This is a genomic window from Streptomyces sp. NPDC048560, assembly GCF_040650955.1.
Taxonomy (GTDB): Bacteria; Actinomycetota; Actinomycetes; order Streptomycetales; family Streptomycetaceae; genus Streptomyces.
The window spans coordinates 224,642-242,310 of sequence record NZ_JBEZIJ010000003.1 but is presented as its reverse complement, the minus strand read 5'-3'; the positions used below and the strand labels follow the sequence as shown (position 1 = coordinate 242,310).

General features: G+C 71.0%; 16 protein-coding genes. 4 read left to right on the top strand and 12 right to left on the bottom strand.

Annotation, left to right across the window (positions count from 1 at the left end; genetic code table 11):
• Positions 1–52: 52 nt before the first annotated feature.
• Positions 53–1,693, bottom strand: coding sequence for an ABC-F family ATP-binding cassette domain-containing protein (locus AB0C82_RS10995; RefSeq protein ID WP_362838926.1), 1,641 nt, complete (start codon positions 1,691–1,693; stop codon positions 53–55).
• Between the two features lie 108 nt (positions 1,694–1,801).
• On the opposite strand from AB0C82_RS10995, the gene AB0C82_RS10990 reads away from it, so the two are divergent.
• Positions 1,802–2,731 carry an FAD-dependent oxidoreductase gene (locus AB0C82_RS10990; protein ID WP_362839826.1) on the top strand — a complete coding sequence of 310 codons (930 nt, stop codon included), beginning with the start codon at positions 1,802–1,804 and terminating at the stop codon, positions 2,729–2,731.
• An 80-nt stretch (positions 2,732–2,811) separates the two neighbouring features.
• Here the strand turns inward: AB0C82_RS10990 and AB0C82_RS10985 are convergent, their stop codons facing one another.
• The 5 genes from AB0C82_RS10985 to AB0C82_RS10965 all read right to left on the bottom strand — a co-directional run bounded on the left by AB0C82_RS10985 (position 2,812) and on the right by AB0C82_RS10965 (position 8,308).
• Positions 2,812–4,590 carry a BCCT family transporter gene (locus tag AB0C82_RS10985; protein WP_362838923.1) on the bottom strand — a complete coding sequence of 593 codons (1,779 nt, stop codon included), beginning with the start codon at positions 4,588–4,590 and terminating at the stop codon, positions 2,812–2,814.
• A gap of 73 nt (positions 4,591–4,663) precedes the next feature.
• Positions 4,664–6,007: a M14 family metallocarboxypeptidase gene (locus tag AB0C82_RS10980; RefSeq protein ID WP_362838920.1), complete on the bottom strand. Its 1,344-nt coding sequence runs from the start codon at positions 6,005–6,007 to the stop codon at positions 4,664–4,666.
• 152 nt (positions 6,008–6,159) lie between these two features.
• The gene (locus AB0C82_RS10975) at positions 6,160–7,062 is read right to left on the bottom strand and encodes an oxygenase MpaB family protein (RefSeq protein ID WP_362838918.1); all 903 of its coding nucleotides are present in this window, start codon (positions 7,060–7,062) and stop codon (positions 6,160–6,162) included.
• 54 nt (positions 7,063–7,116) lie between these two features.
• Complete coding sequence (locus AB0C82_RS10970) at positions 7,117–7,746, bottom strand: TetR/AcrR family transcriptional regulator (protein WP_362838915.1); 630 nt, start codon at positions 7,744–7,746, stop codon at positions 7,117–7,119.
• Between the two features lie 85 nt (positions 7,747–7,831).
• Entirely contained in the window at positions 7,832–8,308 is a 477-nt protein-coding gene (locus AB0C82_RS10965) for a macro domain-containing protein (protein ID WP_362838912.1), read from the bottom strand.
• Positions 8,309–8,477: 169 nt separating this feature from the next.
• Between AB0C82_RS10965 and AB0C82_RS10960 the strand changes: the two genes are divergently transcribed.
• Positions 8,478–9,215: a MerR family transcriptional regulator gene (locus AB0C82_RS10960; RefSeq protein ID WP_362838909.1), complete on the top strand. Its 738-nt coding sequence runs from the start codon at positions 8,478–8,480 to the stop codon at positions 9,213–9,215.
• A 44-nt stretch (positions 9,216–9,259) separates the two neighbouring features.
• Here the strand turns inward: AB0C82_RS10960 and AB0C82_RS10955 are convergent, their stop codons facing one another.
• Genes AB0C82_RS10955 through AB0C82_RS10940 form a run of 4 tightly spaced genes read right to left on the bottom strand, consistent with a single transcriptional unit; the run spans position 9,260 to position 15,028 of the window.
• A complete protein-coding gene (locus AB0C82_RS10955) occupies positions 9,260–11,431 on the bottom strand; it encodes a 3-hydroxyacyl-CoA dehydrogenase NAD-binding domain-containing protein (protein WP_362838906.1) in 2,172 nt (723 codons plus the stop codon).
• Between the two features lie 39 nt (positions 11,432–11,470).
• Positions 11,471–12,685: an acetyl-CoA C-acetyltransferase gene (locus AB0C82_RS10950; RefSeq protein ID WP_362838903.1), complete on the bottom strand. Its 1,215-nt coding sequence runs from the start codon at positions 12,683–12,685 to the stop codon at positions 11,471–11,473.
• A gap of 35 nt (positions 12,686–12,720) precedes the next feature.
• The gene (locus AB0C82_RS10945) at positions 12,721–13,863 is read right to left on the bottom strand and encodes an acyl-CoA dehydrogenase family protein (RefSeq protein ID WP_362838901.1); all 1,143 of its coding nucleotides are present in this window, start codon (positions 13,861–13,863) and stop codon (positions 12,721–12,723) included.
• 10 nt (positions 13,864–13,873) lie between these two features.
• On the bottom strand, positions 13,874–15,028 hold the full coding sequence (locus AB0C82_RS10940) for a CaiB/BaiF CoA-transferase family protein (RefSeq protein WP_362838899.1): 1,155 nt from the start codon (positions 15,026–15,028) through the stop codon (positions 13,874–13,876).
• Positions 15,029–15,250: 222 nt separating this feature from the next.
• Here AB0C82_RS10940 and AB0C82_RS10935 point away from each other — a divergent pair, with 222 nt between their 5' ends.
• Positions 15,251–16,441, top strand: a complete 1,191-nt coding sequence (locus AB0C82_RS10935) for a saccharopine dehydrogenase NADP-binding domain-containing protein (RefSeq protein WP_362838897.1) — start codon at positions 15,251–15,253, stop codon at positions 16,439–16,441.
• A gap of 10 nt (positions 16,442–16,451) precedes the next feature.
• Here the strand turns inward: AB0C82_RS10935 and AB0C82_RS10930 are convergent, their stop codons facing one another.
• Together AB0C82_RS10930 and AB0C82_RS10925 are read right to left on the bottom strand one after the other, a co-directional pair.
• Positions 16,452–16,595: a hypothetical protein gene (locus AB0C82_RS10930; protein WP_362838894.1), complete on the bottom strand. Its 144-nt coding sequence runs from the start codon at positions 16,593–16,595 to the stop codon at positions 16,452–16,454.
• A 63-nt stretch (positions 16,596–16,658) separates the two neighbouring features.
• Entirely contained in the window at positions 16,659–17,336 is a 678-nt protein-coding gene (locus tag AB0C82_RS10925) for an endonuclease V (RefSeq protein ID WP_362838892.1), read from the bottom strand.
• A 31-nt stretch (positions 17,337–17,367) separates the two neighbouring features.
• On the opposite strand from AB0C82_RS10925, the gene AB0C82_RS10920 reads away from it, so the two are divergent.
• Positions 17,368–17,655 (top strand): YciI family protein, encoded by a 288-nt coding sequence (locus AB0C82_RS10920; protein WP_362838889.1) that lies wholly within the window; start codon positions 17,368–17,370, stop codon positions 17,653–17,655.
• Positions 17,656–17,669 lie beyond the last annotated feature (14 nt).

Here is a 17,669-nt window from a genome sequence, read left to right as displayed (position 1 = left end):
AACGAAGGACCCGCTCCTCCCGGCAGTTCCGGGAAGGGCGGGTCCCTCGCCGTCAGGCCTTCTCGGCGACCTTGCCGTCGGCGACCTCGACGCGCCGGGTCGTGCGGACGGCTTCGAGCATCCGCCGGTCGTGCGTGACCAGGAGCAGCGTCCCCGTGTACGAGTCGAGTGCCGACTCCAGCTGCTCGATCGCCGGCAGGTCCAGGTGGTTGGTCGGCTCGTCAAGGACCAGGAGATTGACGCCCCGGCCCTGGAGGAGCGCGAGCGCGGCGCGGGTGCGCTCACCCGGGGAGAGCGTCGTCGCGGGACGTGTCACGTGGTCGGCGCGGAGGCCGAACTTGGCGAGCAGGGTCCGGACTTCGGCCGGTTCGGTGTCGGGCACGGCCGCGCAGAACGCGTCGAGCAGGCTCTCCGAGCCGTGGAACAGCTTGCGGGCCTGGTCGACCTCTCCGACCACCACTCCCGAGCCGAGCGTGGCGTGGCCCGAGTCGAGCGGCAGCCTGCCGAGCAGGGCGGCGAGCAGGGTGGACTTGCCCGCTCCGTTGGCGCCGGTGATGGCGACCCGGTCCGCCCAGTCGATCTGCAGCGTCGCCGGTCCGAACTTGAAGTCACCCAGGAGGACCTCGGCGTCGCGGAGGGAGGCGACGACCGAGCCCGAGCGGGGTGCGGAGGCGATCTCCATCCGCAGTTCCCACTCCTTGCGGGGCTCCTCGACGACGTCGAGCCGCTCGATCATGCGCTGCGTCTGCCGGGCCTTGGCGGCCTGCTTCTCGCTCGACTCGCTGCGGAACTTGCGGCCGATCTTGTCGTTGTCGGTGGCCTTGCGGCGGGCGTTCTTGACGCCCTTGTCCATCCAGGAGCGCTGCGTCTGCGCGCGGCCCTCCAGGGCGGAGCGCTTGTCGGCGTACTCGTCGAACTCCTCGCGGGCGTGCCGGCGGGCACGGTCGCGCTCCTCCAGGTAGGAGGCGTAGCCACCGCCGTAGAGGTTGATCTCCTGCTGGGCCAGGTCCAGCTCCAGGACCTTGGTGACCGTACGCATCAGGAACTCGCGGTCGTGGCTGATGACGACCGTCCCCGTCCGCAGGCCGGCCACATACCGCTCCAGGCGTTCCAGGCCGTCCAGGTCCAGGTCGTTGGTGGGCTCGTCCAGCAGGAAGATGTCGTACCGCGACAGCAGGAGCGAGGCGAGCCCGGCGCGGGCGGCCTGGCCGCCGGAGAGCGCCGTCATCGGGAGGTCGAGCCCGACGGTGAGGCCGAGGTCGGCGGCGACCTCCTCGGCCCTCTCGTCCAGGTCGGCGCCGCCGAGGGAGAGCCAGCGCTCCAGCGTCTCGGAGTACGCGTCGTCCGCGCCGGGCGCACCGTCCACGAGGGCCTGCGTCGCGGTGTCCATCGCCTCCTGGGCGTCGGCGACGCCGGTGCGGCGGGCGAGGAAGGCCCGCACGGTCTCCTCCGAGCGCCGCTCGGGCTCCTGCGGGAGGTGGCCGACGGTGGCGGTGGGCGGGGAGAGGCGCAGCTCGCCCTCCTCCGGGCGGTCGAGCCCGGCGAGGAGACGGAGCAGGGACGATTTACCGGCGCCGTTGACTCCGACGAGACCGATCACGTCGCCGGGCGCGACGACGAGGTCGAGCCCTGCGAAGAGAGTGCGGTCGCCGTGTCCGGCGGCGAGATCCTTGGCGACGAGAGTGGCAGTCATCAGGGCTCGATCCTAAACGGCACCGGGCGGGGCCGGAGCAGCCGACCGGTTCGGGGGCCGATCCGTTAGCGTCCCCCTGTGAATGCGGTCCGGCGGGGAGCGGCAGGGGTGACGGCGATGGCGGACGTGATCGTGGTGGGGAGCGGGGTCATAGGGCTGACGACCGCCGTGGTGCTGGCGGAGTCCGGCCGCCGGGTGCGGGTCTGGTCACGGGAACCGGCAGCCGCGACGACGTCCTCGGTGGCCGGCGCGCTGTGGTGGCCGTACCGGATCGAGCCCGCGGCGCAGGTCGGGGACTGGGCGCTGGAGACCCTGCGGGTGTACGAGGAGCTGGCCGCGGAGCCCGGGGAGACCGGGGTGCGGCTGGTGGCCGGGACGCACCGGGGTGAGCGGTTCGCCGGGCTGGGGCCGTGGGCCCGGCGGCTCGACGGCGCCGCCGAGGTGGCGGACGGGCTGCGGGTGACGCTTCCGCTCCTGGACATGCCGGTGCATCTGGGCTGGCTGGAGCGGCGTCTGGCGGCAGCCGGCGGGACGGTCGAGCTGCACACCGTGAGGAGCTTCGAGGAGGCGGCGGCCGAGGCTCCGGACGTCGTGAACTGCACGGGGCTCGGGGCACGCGAGCTGGTTCCGGATGCCGGGCTCCGGCCGGTGCGCGGCCAGCTGACGGTGGTGGAGAACCCGGGGATCGACGAGTGGTTCACGGAGGCGGACCCCTCGTCGAGCACCACGACGTACTTCTTCCCGCAGCCCGGCGGTCTGGTGCTCGGCGGCACTGCCGAGGTGGACGACTTTCGCACGGAACCGGATGCCCGGACGGCCGAGGAGATCGTGGCGCGCTGTGCGCGGATCAGGCCGGAGATCGCCGGGGCCAGGATCATCGGGCACCGGGTGGGGCTGCGGCCGGCCCGCGATGCCGGGGTGCGGATCCAGGCCGGGGAGCCGGCCGGCGGGCGGCTCGTGCACAACTACGGGCACGGGGGCGCCGGTGTGACGGTCGCCTGGGGCTGCGCGCGGGAGGCGGCCCGGCTGGTGGGCTGAGCCACCACGACCGGCACGGGTCGTGTGCCGGGCCGCCTCTCCCCGTTCCGGAGCGCCGGGCCGCCTCAGGTGGGCGGCCCTCAGGCGTCGGGGCCCGGGCTGTCCGGGGGGCCGGACGTGCCCCCGGTGTCGGGGCCGGTCGACTTCCTCATGCGCTCGGTGGTGATCTGGCTGGTGCCGGGGCCGATCCGGATCTCGAAGTCGCCGTCGTACTTGGCGTGGCCCTCGATGACCGCGGACTCGACCGCTTCGACACCGAACTCCTGCCGGACGATCATCGGGTCCTGGCGCAGGTCCCGCATGAGGGAGACGCACATCCCGATCATGACGAGCGTGAAGGGGGCGGCGACCAGGATGGTGAGGTTCTGGAGTCCGGCCAGCGCGTCGCCCTTGCCGTTGCCGATGAGCAGCATGATCGCGGCCACGGCGCCGGTGACGACGCCCCAGAAGACCACGACCCAGGTGGCTGGTTCGAGGACGCCCTTCTGGGAGAGCGTGCCCATCACGATGGACGCGGCGTCCGCGCCGGAGACGAAGAAGATGCCGACGAGGATCATGACCAGGATGCTCATCACCGTGGGGATCGGGAACTCCTGGAGCACGCCGAAGAGCTGTGCCTCCGGGGTGTCGGCGTCACCGAGCCTGCCGGCCTCCTGGAGTTTGATCGCCGTACCGCCGAACACCGCGAACCAGACCAGGCTGACGGTGCTGGGCACGAGGATGACGCCGCCGACGAACTGACGGATGGTCCGGCCGCGGCTGATCCTGGCGATGAACATGCCGACGAAGGGCGTCCAGGAGATCCACCAGGCCCAGTAGAAGACCGTCCAGCTCGCGAGCCAGTCGGCCACCTCGCCCTTACCGGTGGCCTCGGTGCGCCCGGCGAGCTGGGCGAGGTCACCGAAGTACGCGCCGATCGAGGTGGGCAGCAGGTCGAGCACGATGATCGTGGGGCCGGCGATGAAGACGAAGAAGGCGAGGATCAGGGCGAGCACCATGTTGATGTTGGACAACCACTGGATGCCCTTCTCGACGCCGGACACCGCCGAGGCGACGAAGGCGACGGTCAGCACCGCGATGATCCCGACGAGCAGGGCCGTGCTCGTCTTCTCCATCCAGTTCAGTTCCTTGAATCCGCTGCCGATCTGGAGCGTTCCGAGTCCCAGCGAGGCGGCGGAGCCGAAGAGCGTGGCGAAGATGGCGAGGATGTCGATGACACGGCCCCAGCCTCCGCGGGCGTGCCGCTCGCCGATGAGCGGCTCGAAGACGGCGCTGATCGTCTGCCGCCTGCGCCGCCGGTAGGTGCTGTACGCGATGGCCAGGCCGACCACCGCGTAGATCGCCCAGGGGTGCAGCGTCCAGTGGAAGAGGGTCGTCGCCATCGCCGTCTGCATCGCTTCGGCCGCGTCGGCCGGGTGCGTACCGGGGGGCGGATCGACGAAGTGGGCCAGCGGCTCGCTCACTCCGTAGAACATCAGGCCGATGCCCATACCGGCGCTGAACATCATCGCGACCCAGGAGATCGTCCGGAACTCGGGTTCCTCGCCCTCCTGGCCGAGCGAGATCTTCCCGTACCGGCTGACCGCGAGCCAGAGGGCGAAGACGACGAATCCGGAGGCCGCGAGCATGAAGGCCCAGCCGCCGTTGTGGATCAGCCCGTTGAGCAGCTTGCTGGACACGGTCTCCAGCGAGTCCGTGGCCGTCGCGCCCCAGACCACGAAGGCGAGGGTGAACACCGCGGTGACTCCGAAGACCACCCGGTCGGTCGTGGGACTCCGGCCGTGGTGCGGTTCGGCGGGGAGGTCGGCCGTGACCGGCAGCTCCCCCCGCCCATCCGTTCTCTGATCGTCCTGCGACACAAATGGCACCTTTCACGGAGTCCGAAAATCGCTCTCCGTAGGCAGTACCACACAGGACGGGCAACTTTCGGGATCAACAAGCCGTATCGGCTTGACCGTTTGTGAGGTGGTATGTCGCCCGCTCGTCGAGGAGGAGCGGCACGAGACTGCGCGCCGACTGCCGAAGCGATACGTACGCTCCGTCACCGTCGCGCCGTGAGGTGACCCCATGGAGGGCCAGCTCGTCCGCCACCTCGGCGTACTGGACGGCGGTGAGCCGGTACCCGCAGGGCGGGTCCTGGATGATCTCCTCCGGTTCGGCCGGGTCGTTGTCCGCGCCGCCGAGATGGACCGGGCCCCGGTCGGCGAAGCCCGCGAGGCGGGAGGCCGTGGTCGCCGCCTCGATCCGTCCGCGTTGTTCCGCGTCGAAGGTGAACAGACCGTCGAGTGCCGCCTGCTGGGACTCGACCCGGCGCCGCTGGTTGAGCGCGTGGTCGGCCTTCTCGGCGTCGGAGAGCGCGTCGACGCGGGACTCGATGAGGAGCCCCACCGCGTGCTTGAGGCCGGAGGTGTTGCGCAGGATGCGCTCCTGCCCGTCGCCCGCCGTCTGCTTGACGGGGTCCCCGGTGACCGGGTCGGTCCAGATGCCGTAGACGCCGCTGCTGTAGCCCGCGTGTTCCGCCACCGGCCTGACGTACCGGTCGGACAGGGTCTGCGAGGCGTCGTGCACCCCGTCGTGGACGTTGAGGTTACGCGGCCAGAGGACGAAGAGGTCCTTGTCGTAGTACGGCGGGGTCGCGCCGTACTCGTGCAAGTCGTAGATGACGTCCGGCCGTTGATCACGGATAACACCGGCCATGGCGCGGCCCTCCGCCGTCTCCAGCGCGATGTGGTCACGGTTGACGTCCACGCCGTCGGCGTTGCCCCGAGTGTTCGCCGCCCGTCCGTCGGGGTTGGCGGTGGGCAGGACCAGCACGTTCGTACGCGACAGGAAGGTGCCGGTCGCCCGGTCCCGCGCGAAGGCGAGGTCCCGCACGGTGGAGAGACATGCCTCCCGGCCGGACGGCTCGTTGCCGTGCTGACTGCAGATCAGGAGCATCGTGTGGGCCGCCGGACGGTGGGCGCCGATGCGGACCAGTTGGAGGGGACGTCCCTGCTTCGTCGTGCCGATCCGCTCGATCCCGACGCGGTCGCTCGCGCGGTCGACGGCGGCGAGGAACTCCTGCTCCTCGGACTGCCCCGTCCAGCGGGCCCCGTCGCTCGCCTCGAATCCGGTACGGGGCGCCGAGTGCGCCGCCTCGGCCGGGACGGTGGCGAACGGTACGGCGAGCGCCGCGGCGGCGAGTGTCAGGGCGAAGCCGCGCAGGCCGGCCCGGCGGCTGCGGGGTACGTGCGGTGATCGGGTGATGCGGAGTGCGCGGGTGATGCGAGGGGTCATCTGCGGCTGCCTCCCGGGATGCGGCGCGCGGGCATGACGACGCCCGCGCACGTATCAGCGTGTGCGGAAGGTACCCCGGTCAACTCCTGTGCAACAGGGGGCGATCACGCGGCGATGTGCCGGTGAGGCGGAGAGGTGGTGAGGCGGTCCGGCTACAGGTCCGGCCGGAGCCGGCCGCGCAGGGCCCGCCGGTGCGCGGCCCGCGCCCGTCGCGCGGGCGGCAGATAACGCAGCCGTTCCGGGAGGGCGGGCACCACCGTGCGGACGACGGCGCAGAACTGACGCAGCCTCCGCTCGTCCCGCGGTGTCCACTCCAGCCCGATCGCCGCTCGCGCGTCAGGCGGCATCAGACCGACGGTGACGAAGCCGCGGAACCGTGCCAGCGGTGGCAGCAGTACGGGCCACAGGGCTCGGAGCAGCAGGCGAACGGGCAGAGGGCCACGGTCCGGCGGAGGGACGGCCGCGTCGGCGGTCACCAGCTCACGGACGACGGCGGTCGCCTCCACCTCCTCGGCGAGCATCCTGCGGTAGTACGGCCAGAACTCCTCGACCGTCTGCGGCATGTCCCGGTCGTGGATGCCGAGAACCCGGCCCACCCGGAGCCATTCGCCGTAGAGCGCCCGCTCCTGCGCCCCGGTCATCGGGCGGACCAGATAGCGCGCCGCGTGGCGGTACACGGGGAAGCCGGTGGCGTGCACCCAGGCGTAGTTCGCCGGTGTCAGCGCGTGGTAGGGGCGGCCCCGGGTGTCGGTGCCCCGGATGGTCCGGTGCAGGGTGCGGAGCCGGCGCCCCTCCTCGGCCGCCGCCTCGCCTCCGTAGACCCAGAGCTGGAGCGATCGCAGAGAGCGCTCGCCGCGCCCCCACGGGTCCGTGCGGAAGACGGAGTGTTCGTCGACGCCCGCGCCCACCGCCGGGTGGGCGACCTGGAGGGTGAGGGCGGCGGGCAGCATCAGCAGCGAGCGGATGTCACCGGTGAGGCTCCACAGCACACCCCCGGGTGGAGGCGGTGCGGGTGCCCCGTGCTCGTCCGTGACCTCGGCCGATGTGCTGTCCATACTCCAGTATGCGATCACGGTCGGCGGGTGTGCGCGGGGGTGGTGTCCCTTCCGTCAGGGGGCCAGCAGGGGCACCAGGCAGCGGCGTGCGAGCCGTCGGAGCCGCTCGTCGTCATCGACGGCGAAAGTGCCTGCCGGGTTGAGGAGGAGGGACACGATGATGCGGACCGCCAGCTCGGCCGCGGGTGCCGGATCCGCCTCGGGCCGTGCCCGCGCGCACTCGCCGAGGCTCAGCCGGTCCGTCAGATAGCCGCGCAGGGCGAGCAGGACGGGGGCGTCCTGCGCGGTGAGGAGTGGCAGCACGACCTCCGGCTCGATCCGCAACAGACCGCTGACGAGCGGGTGTTCGCGGATGTACCGGAGGATGACGACGAAGCCCTCCACGAGCCGCTCCTCCCGGCCCGGCAGGGCGGTGACCACCTCGTCCATGTCCACGACGAAGCGGCGGTACTCGCGCAGCAGGCAGGCGGCCAGCAGATCGTCCGTGCCGCCGATCCGGCGGTGCACGGTGAGCCGGGATACCCTGGCGCGCCCGGCGATCCGGTCGACGGTCGTACGCCTGACGCCGTGGGTCATGAACTGTTCGCGGGCCGCGTCGAGTATCTGCTCGCTCAGGGCGTCGGACGGCGGCGTCTCCGTGAGCGCGCGGGCCAGCAACTCCTCGTTCGTACTCCGTCGCGCCATGGGCCCCTCCCCCGATCCGCCCCGGTGCCCTCCACGATAGCCAGGTCGACAGATGGATATGGAGACATCTGGACAGCCGTTTCGGTCAGTCGTGGTCGTACACGGTGACGGATATCCCCCGCTTCACCAGACGCTCCTCGATCAGCGGCTCGATCCTGGACCACTTGCCGCCCGCCAGCCCGCAGCCGATGCGCGGCATGTGGACCGTCGCGCCCAGCTCGACAGCCCGGTCGGCCACCTTCCCCAGGGCCGCGTCGATCGCCTCGTACCGCACCGGGACGCCCTTGCTGCCGGTGCGCATCCCCCGCTGACCCACCATGTTCGCCACCCAGACGTACGGCGTGGCCTGGACGAACTGGGCCGCCCCCAGGCCGAAGTCGTTGGCCGCGCGCTCCCGGTGCCAGCGGCGGTACGCCGCCTCGGGCTCCGGCCAGCGGTGGGAGAGGGCGAGGACGAAGCCCTTGCCCCAGCCTCCGAGGTCGTTGCAGACGTGTGCGATCAGCTTCACGCCTCTGCCCTGCGGCGCGGTGGCATCGCCCCGCACGTAACCGATCTCCGACATGCCCACACCGTAGGCGCAGCCACTGACAGTCGGCTCCGCGTCGTCGCCCGGAGGCCGCCGGATGCCGTCACGCACTTTCACAACAGTGGTGAGACAGCAATACTGTTGAACCTGGGGTGCGCAGGGCTGCGTTACCCGGCAGTACGAGCGTGAGCAGCGAGGAGCAGACATGGCGACCGGGACCGAGGAGCCGACGCTCACCGTCGACGAGCTTGCGGCACGCGCCGGGGTCACGGTCCGCACCGTACGCTTCTACAGCACCCGTGGGCTCCTGCCGCCCCCGGTCATCGGACCGCGCAGGGTCGGCCGTTACGGGCGCGACCACCTCGCACGGCTGGCCCTCATCGAGGAGCTCCAGCACCAGGGCATGACTTTGGCCGCCATCGAACGGTATCTGGAGCAGCTGCCACCCGACCTGAGCGCGCGGGACCTGGCGATCCACCGGGCGCTGGTGGCGTCCTGGGCTCCGGACACGGCCGAGGACATGACACGGGCCGAGCTGGAGCGGCGCGCGGGCCGGGCACTGACGGAGCCGGACTTCGACCTGCTGACGGCGATGGCCGTGCTGGAGCGGCCCGGGGACGGTGGGGACGAGGAGTGTTTCCGCGTCGATCCGGGGCTGCTCCGCCTCGGTGTGGAACTCCTGGACGTACCGATCCCGCACGAGACGATTCTCGCCGCGCGCACCGTGCTGCTGGAGCACACCCGTTCGGCGGCGCAGGAGCTGACACGGCTGTTCCGGGACGAGGTGTGGGGTCCCTACCGGGAGCGGGAGTCGGATCCTGAGCATGTCGCGGCGATGAAGTCGCTGTCGGCCCACATGCAGCCCATGGTGGTGCAGGCCCTCGTGACCGCGTTCCGCCGTTCGTTGCGGGAAGAGCTGCGGGCCGCGTTCACGGCGCAGTAGCACCGAGGGACGCGGCCCGCGGGGAGCGGGTGACCCGGAGCGGGTCAGTCGTGGAAGGTCTCGCCCTTCTCGGCCTTCTCCACCAGGAGCGCAGGCGGCAGGAAGCGGTCGCCGTACTTCCCGGCGAGTTCCCGGGCGCGCGCCACGAAGCCGGGCAGGCCGCCCTCGTACCCGTTGATGTACTGGAGCACTCCCCCGGTCCAGGCAGGGAAGCCGATCCCCATGATGGAGCCGATGTTGGCGTCGGCGACCGTGATGAGGACCTCCTCCTCCAGGCAGCGGACGCTGTCCAGTGCCTCGGAGAAGAGCATCCGCTCCTTCATGTCGGAGAAGGGGATGTCGACGCCGGGCTTGGCGAAGTGCTCACGCAGGCCCGGCCAGAGGCGGGTCCGCCTGCCGGTCTCGTCGTACTCGTAGAAGCCCGCGCCGCCGCTGCGTCCCGGGCGCTCGAACTCGTCGACCATCCGGTCGATCACGGCGTCCGAGGGGTGCCCGGCCCAGGTGCCGCCCGCCTCCTCGACGGCCCGCTTCGTCTCGTTGCGGATCTTTCGGGGCAGGGTGAGGGTCAGCTCGTCCATGAGGGAGAGCACCTTGGCCGGGTAGCCGGCCTGCGCGGCGGCCTGCTCGACGGATGCCGGGTCGGCGCCCTCGCCGATCATGGCGACACCCTCGTTGATGAACTGGCCGATGACGCGTGAGGTGAAGAAGCCGCGCGAGTCGTTGACCACGATCGGCGTCTTCCTGATCCGCCGGACCAGGTCGAACGCGCGGGCCAGGGCCTCGTCGCCGGTCCGCTCGCCCTTGATGATCTCGACGAGGGGCATCTTGTCGACCGGCGAGAAGAAGTGCAGCCCGATGAAGTCCACCGGCCGCGTCACGCCTTCGGCGAGGACGGTGATGGGCAGCGTGGAGGTGTTGGAGCAGAGCAGCGCGTCGGGCTCGATGATGTCCTGGATCTCCTGGAACACCTTGTGCTTCAGCGAGGTGTCCTCGAAGACGGCCTCGATCACGGCGTCGCAGCCGGCCAGGTCGGCCGGGTCGCCGGTGGGGGTGATCCGGGCCAGCAGCTCGTCACGCTGCGCCTCGGTCGTACGGCCCCGGGAGAGCGCCTTGGCGAGCAGCTTCTCGCTGTACGCCTTGCCCTTGGCGGCCGCCTCGGTGCTGACGTCCTTGAGGACGACGTCGATGCCGGCGCGCGCGCAGGAGTACGCGATGCCCGCGCCCATCATCCCGGCACCGAGCACGGCGACCTTGCGGACGGGGCGCTCCTCGATGCCCTTGGGGCGGCTGGCACCGGAGTTGACGGCCTGGAGGTCGAAGAAGAACGCCTGGATCATGTTCTTCGCGACCTGGCCGGTGACCAGCTCGGTGAAGTAGCGGGCCTCGATCGTCAGCGCGGTCTCGAAGTCGACCTGAGCGCCCTCGACGGCTGCGGCGAGGATGTTGCGCGGCGCGGGCATGGGCGCACCCGCGAGCTGCTTCTTGAGGTTGGACGGGAAGGCCGGAAGATTGGCGGCGAACCTCGGGTTGGACGGGGTGCCGCCGGGGATCTTGTACCCCTTGACGTCCCACGGCTGCTGCGACTCGGGGTGCGCGTCGATGAACGCGCGCGCCTTGGCGAGCATCTCCTCCGTGCTGGCCGCGACCTCGTGGACCAGGCCGTTCTCCAGCGCTCGCCGCGGGGTGTACTGGGTGCCCTGGAGCAGGACCTTGAGCAGCGCGTCGGAGATGCCCATCAGCCGTACGGTGCGGGTGACTCCGCCGCCCGCGGGCAGCAGGCCGAGCGTCACCTCGGGCAGCCCGATGCGGGAGCCCGGGGTGTCGAGGGCGATCCGGTGGTGGCTGGCGAGCGCGATCTCGTAACCGCCGCCGAGGGCCGCTCCGTTGATGGCGGCGACGACGGGCTTGCCGAGGGTCTCGATGCGGCGCAGGGAGCGCTTGATGGCCGTGCCGGTGTCGAACGCCCGCTGGGCGTTCTCGGGACCGACCTTGATCATGTCCTTGAGGTCGCCGCCCGCGAAGAAGGTCTTCTTCGCGGAGGCGTAGATGATGCCCCGGATCGAGTCCTTCTCGGCCTCCGCGCGGTCGGCGACGGCTGCGATGGAGTCCTTGAACGCCTGGTTCATCGTGTTGGCGGACTGGTCGGGGTCGTCGAGGACCAGGGTGACGACGCCGGTCTCGTCCTGTTCCCAGCGGATGGTCGTGCTCTCGGTCATTGGCTTGTCTTCTCCGTAAGCAGGGGTGGCCGGGGACGGTCAGAGACGCTCGATGACGGTGGCGATGCCCATGCCGCCGCCGACGCAGAGGGTGATGAGGCCGTACCGCTTGTCGCGCCGCTCCAGCTCGTCGACGAGCGTGCCGAGGATCATCGCGCCGGTGGCGCCGAGCGGGTGGCCGAGCGCGATGGCGCCGCCGTTGACGTTGACCTTGTCCAGGGAGAGACCCATGTCCTTGACGAAGCGCAGGACGACGCCGGCGAAGGCTTCGTTGATCTCGACGAGGTCGATGTCGTCGATGGTCAGCCCGGCCTTGGCGAGTGCCTTGCGGGTGGCGGGCGCGGGCCCGGTCAGCATGATCGTCGGCTCCGAGCCGGAGACTGCGGCGGAGACGATCCGGGCGCGCGGGGTGAGGCCGTAGCGCTCCCCGACCTCCTTAGAACCGATGGCGACGAGGGCGGCTCCGTCGACGATGCCGGAGGAGTTGCCGGCGTGGTGGACGTGGTCGATCTTCTCGACCCAGTGGTACTTCTGGAGCGCGACCGCGTCGAACCCGCCCATCTCGCCGATCGTGGCGAAGGACGGCTTGAGCGAGGCCAGCGAGTCGGCGGTGGTGCCGGGCCGCATGTGCTCGTCGTGGTCCAGGACGACGAGGCCGTTGCGGTCCTTGACGGGGACGAGGGAACGGGCGAAGCGGCCGTCCTTCCACGCCTCCGCGGCGCGCTCCTGGGAGAGGGCCGCGTACTCGTCGACGTCGCGGCGGGTGAAGCCCTCGATCGTGGCGATGAGGTCGGCGCCGATCCCCTGCGGGGCGAAGCCGGTCTCGTAGTTGGTCATCGGGTCCATGGCCCAGGCTCCGCCGTCGGAGCCCATCGGTACGCGGGACATCGACTCGACGCCGCCCGCCAGGACGAGGTCCTCCCAGCCGGAACGCACCTTGGCCGCCGCCAGGTTGACCGCTTCGAGGCCCGAGGCGCAGAAGCGGTTCTCCTGGACACCCGCGACCGAGTCGGGGAGTCCGGCCGCGATGGCGGCGATCCGGGCGATGTCGGAGCCCTGGTCACCGAGCGGGCTGACCACACCGAGGACGATGTCGTCGATGGCCGCCGGGTCCAGGTTCGGGAACCTGTCGCGGATCTCGTGGATGAGGCCGACGACCAGGTCGATCGGCTTGGTGCCGTGCAGGGCGCCATTGGCCTTGCCGCGGCCCCGCGGGGTGCGGATCGCGTCGTAGACGAACGCTTCGGTACTCAAGACAGCAGCCTTTCGAGGGTTGTTGCGCAGCAGGGTCAGGCGAGGATCGAGCGGCCGATGATCTCTTTCATGATCTCGGTCGTGCCGCCGTAGATGGTCTGGATGCGGCCGTCGGTGAAGGCCCTGGCCACCGGGAACTCGGACATGTAGCCGTAGCCGCCGTGGAGTTGCAGACAGCGGTCGGCGACGCGCTTCTGCAGTTCGGTGGCCCACCACTTGGCCATCGAGGCGTGTACGGCGTCGAGCACGCCCTCCGAGTGGTCCACGACGCACCGGTCGATGAAGGTCCGGGTGACGGCGCATTCGGTGGCCATCTCGGCGATCTCGAACCGGATGTGCTGGAGCTTGGAGAGCGGCCGGCCGAACGCCTCACGCTCCTTGACGTAGGTGGTGGTGATCTCCAGGAGGTGTTCGGCGCCGGCGATCGCGGCGACCGCGATACCCATGCGCTCCTGGGCCAGGTTGGTCATGAGGTGGACGAAGGCGCCGTCCCGCTCACCGAGGAGGTTCTCCTTGGGGACCCGGACGTCGTTGAAGAACAGTTCGGCGGTGTCCTGGGACTTCTGGCCGATCTTGTCGAGGTTGCGGCCCCGTTCGAATCCCTCGGCGCCGCGCTCGACGACGATCAGGGAGAGCCCCTTCGCGCCGCCCTCGGGCGTGGTCCTGGCGACGACGATCACGAGGTCGGCGAGGATGCCGTTGGAGATGAACGTCTTCGAGCCGTTGAGCAGCCAGTGGTCGCCCTTGTCCTGGGCGGTCGTGCGGATGCCCTGGAGGTCGGAGCCCGCGCCGGGCTCGGTCATCGCGATCGCGGTGATGATCTCGCCGCTGCAGAACCCGGGCAGCCAGCGCCGCTTCTGCTCCTCGTCGGCCAGCCCGGTGAGGTAGGGGCCGATGATGTCGTTGTGCAGACCGAGCGCGAGTCCGGGGGCGCCCGCGCGGGTGAATTCCTCGGCGAGGACCGCGCTGTAGCGGAAGTCTGTTGTGCCGCCTCCGCCGTACTCCTCGGGAGCGGCGAAACCGAGGAGCCCCTGCCGTCCGGCCGCGAGCCAGGCCTCGCGCGAGACGATGCCGTCCTTCTCCCACTGCTCGTAGTGCGGGAGGACCTCCTTCGTGAGGAAGCTGCGGACCGTCTCGCGGAACGCGTCGTGTTCTTCGGTGAAGATCTGCCGCTGCACTGAGGGCCCCCTAGAGCCGGTTGTCGTCGGTGGAGCTGGTGCGGATGGCCGGTACGTCCCAGTCGCGGGCCACGTCGTCGGTGTCGGCGCCCGGAAGGGCGGGACCGCTGCGGACGGAGACCGGTGTGGCGGAGAAGCGGGGTGCGGGCGCGGGCTGGGTGAGTCCGCCGTGTTCGACGAAGGTGGAGCGGGCGGCGAGGTGGGGATGGTGCGGGGCCTCGCGGAGCGAGAGGACGGGGGCGACGCAGGCGTCCGTGCCTTCGAAGACCTCGGTCCACTCCGCGCGCGTACGGGTCAGGAACCGCTCGGCGACAACGGTGCGCAGCTCACCCCACCGGGTGGGATCCGCCCGGTCGGGTGCCTTGTCCGCGATCCCCAGGAGCGTGACGAACTGCTCGTAGAACCGCTGTTCCAGCGGTCCCACCGCCATGTACTGCCCGTCCGCCGTCTCGTAGGTGCCGTAGAACGGACAGCCGCCGTCCAGCAGGTTCGAGCCCCGCCGGTCCTGCCAGCTGCCGGCTCCCAGCATCCCGTGGATCATCGTGGCGAGATGGGCGGCGCCGTCGACGATCGCGGCGTCCACGACCTGGCCCGCGCCGCCCGGCGTCCGGGCGTGCTGGAGCGCCGCGAGGACGCCGACGACGAGGTAGAGCGAACCGCCCGCGTAGTCACCGACCAGGTTGGCGGGGACGGTGGGGGGTTCGCCGGGCTTCCCGATCATGGAGAGGGTGCCGGTGACGGCGATGTACGAGATGTCGTGGCCGGCGCGCGGGGCGAGCGGGCCGTCCTGGCCCCAGCCGGTCATCCGCCCGTAGACGAGCTGCGGATTACGGGCCAGACAGGCGTCGGGGCCCACGCCGAGACGCTCGGCCACTCCGGGCCGGTAGCCCTCGATCAGGATGTCGGCGCGCTCGACGAGGTCCAGGACCCGGGCCGGTCCGTCCGCGGCCTTGAGGTCGACGAGGACGGAGCGCTTGTTGCGGTTGGTGAGATCGAGGGCGGGATCGATGCCGATCCCCGCACCACCCGGCCGGTCGACCCGGACCACGTCGGCGCCGAGGTCGGCCAGGAGCATGGCGGCGAACGGGCCGGGACCGATGCCGGCCAGTTCGACCACGCGCACCCCGGTCAGCGGTCCGTGCGGAACGCTCCGTGCCGTTGCCATCAAGCCCCCAGAGGTGTGACACAACCGATGTAACATCAACGATGCTATGAACGCGTGGCGCTCCGCACAACCCTTTGGGCCGAGCAAGCGCTTAGTGGGTACCCGTGACCGTTGGTCCCTTCCGCGGATCTTCCCTCGCGGACGCATCCCGGGGCGCACCACCACGGCGGGCTCCGCTAACCTCTGCCTGCTACATCGGCGCCGGCCCCTGCGGAGGCACTCGTGAACAGGCAGAACGGGGCAGAACGCCCCTATGACGTCGTCCTATTCGGCGCCACCGGCTTCGTGGGGGTGCTGACGGCCGAATATCTGGCCGCGCACGCCCCGGACACGTGCCGCTGGGCACTGGCCGGCCGGAACCGGACCAAGCTGGAACAGCTGCGCGAGCGACTCACGGCCATCGATCCGGGCTGTGCGGATCTGCCCCTCCTGCACGCGGACGCGGACGACGCGGAGTCGTTGCGTGCGCTGGCGGAGTCCACGCACGTGGTGGCCACGACGGTGGGACCGTACGTCTGGTACGGGGAGAAGCTGGTGGCCGCCTGCGCGGAGGCCGGCACCGACTGCGCCGACCTGACCGGCGAGGCGGAATTCGTCGACCGCGTGTACCTGGAGCACGACGCGCGGGCCCGCGAGACGGGCGCGCGGATCGTGCACGCCTGCGGCTTCGACTCCGTACCGCACGACCTCGGTGTGTACTTCACCGTCCAGCAGCTGCCGACCGGCGTGCCGTTGACCGTCGACGGCTTCGTCCGGAGCAACGCCGCCTTCTCCGGCGGTACGTTCGCCTCGGCCCTGACAGCGATGGGCCGCGGCCCGCACCTGCTGCGGGCCGCGAAGGAGCGTCGGCTGCACGAGCCCCGGCTCGTCGGCCGCCGCGCCCGGTCCCCGCTGGGGGCCCCGCACTTCAGCGGCGAGACCGGCACCTGGGCGCTCCCGCTGCCGACCCTGGACCCGCAGGTCGTGGCCCGCTCGGCGCGCGCGCTGGAGCGGTACGGCCCCGATTTCCGCTACCGGCACTTCGCCTCGGTGAAACGCCTGCCGATGGCGCTCGGCGGCACCGCGGCCATCGGCGCACTCCTGGCCGCCGCCCAGCTCCCCGCCGCCAGGGACTGGCTCATGCGGCGTTACGAGCCGGGCCAGGGGCCCGACGAGAGGCGCAGGAAGAACAGCTGGTTCACGGTGCGCTTCGTCGGGGAGGGTGGCGGACGCCGGGTCTTCACGGAGGTGTCGGGCGGCGATCCGGGCTACGACGAGACGGCGAAGATGCTGGCCGAGTCGGCGCTCTGCCTCGCCCTGGACGATCTCCCGGCGACCTCGGGACAGGTCACCACGGCGGTGGCGATGGGCGACGCGCTGCTGGAGCGGCTGACGGCGGCCGGAATGGGCTTCCGGGTGGCCGCGGTCCGCTGAGCCGGGCGGGTCAGAGGATCCAGGAGGTCAGGGTGTAGAGCATCGCACCGGCCCACGCGAGTCCCATGACGGTCCCGACGAGTATGCCCACCGCGATACGGCGCTGGGCATACTGAACGGGTACGGATCGGATGTTCGTGCGATGCGTGTTCATGCGTTCCAGCCTGCCGATCATGGGCGGCCGACGCCATCCGTACGGATACTCAGGCGGCCCTGCTCAGGCGGTCGCCTCGCGCAGCGTCTGGCGGCAGAGCGCGTCGGCCCTGCGGGTGGTCTCCGGCTGCCGGAAGCGACGGGCCAGCCGGAGGGTGTGGGCGCAGGCGTTGTCGAGGCCGATCCGGTGACCGACGGAGACGAACACCGGCTTGGTGCCCTCCTGCGTGCGCACGGCACGGCCCACCACCTCCTCGCCGTCGAGGAGCGGCGAGGTGTCCCCGCGCAGGGGCCCAGGCGCCTCGTAGTGGAAGGTGAACGGGTTCTTCCCGACGCCGATGACCGGCAGCCCGGTGAGTACACCCAGATGACTGGCCAGCCCGAAGCGGCGCGGGTGCGCCAGGCCGTAGCCGTCGCAGATGACGAGTCCGGGGTCGACCGACAGGGACTCCAGCGCCTCCAGCACCGTGGGCATCTCACGGAAGGCGAGGAGGCCGGGGACGTAGGGGAAGGTGACCGTGCCGACGGCGGTGGCCTCTTCCACGACGTCGAGCGTCTCGGCGTCCAGGACGACGGCCGCCGCCACCACGACGTCCTTCTTCTCGTCGTAGGCGACGTCGACGCCGGTCACCAGACCGGTGCCGGGCGGGGGCCCCGGTTCGTCGAGCACCACCCGGGCGCGCAGGGAGTCCTGGATGGCCCGGGCTTCGGCCTCGTCGGCAGGCATGTGGAAGGTAGTCATAGTGGGGTCCAGCTTAGGTAGCCTGGCGATCATGTTCGTACTCGAGCTGACCTACACCGCCCCCGTCGAGCGCGCCGACGCGCTGATGGAGGAGCACATCGCCTGGCTGGACGCGCAGTACGCCGCCGGGGTCTTCCTCGCTTCGGGCCGCAAGAATCCCCGGGACGGCGGTGTGATCCTGGCTGTTGGGGACGACCGCGCGCGGATCGAGAAGATCGCGGCGGCCGACCCCTTCGCAGCCGAAGGCGTGTGCGCCTACCGGATCACGGAGTTCATCGCAACGAAAACGTCACCCGACCTGGCGCCGTACCGGCAGTGAACAGCCCGGGAGCG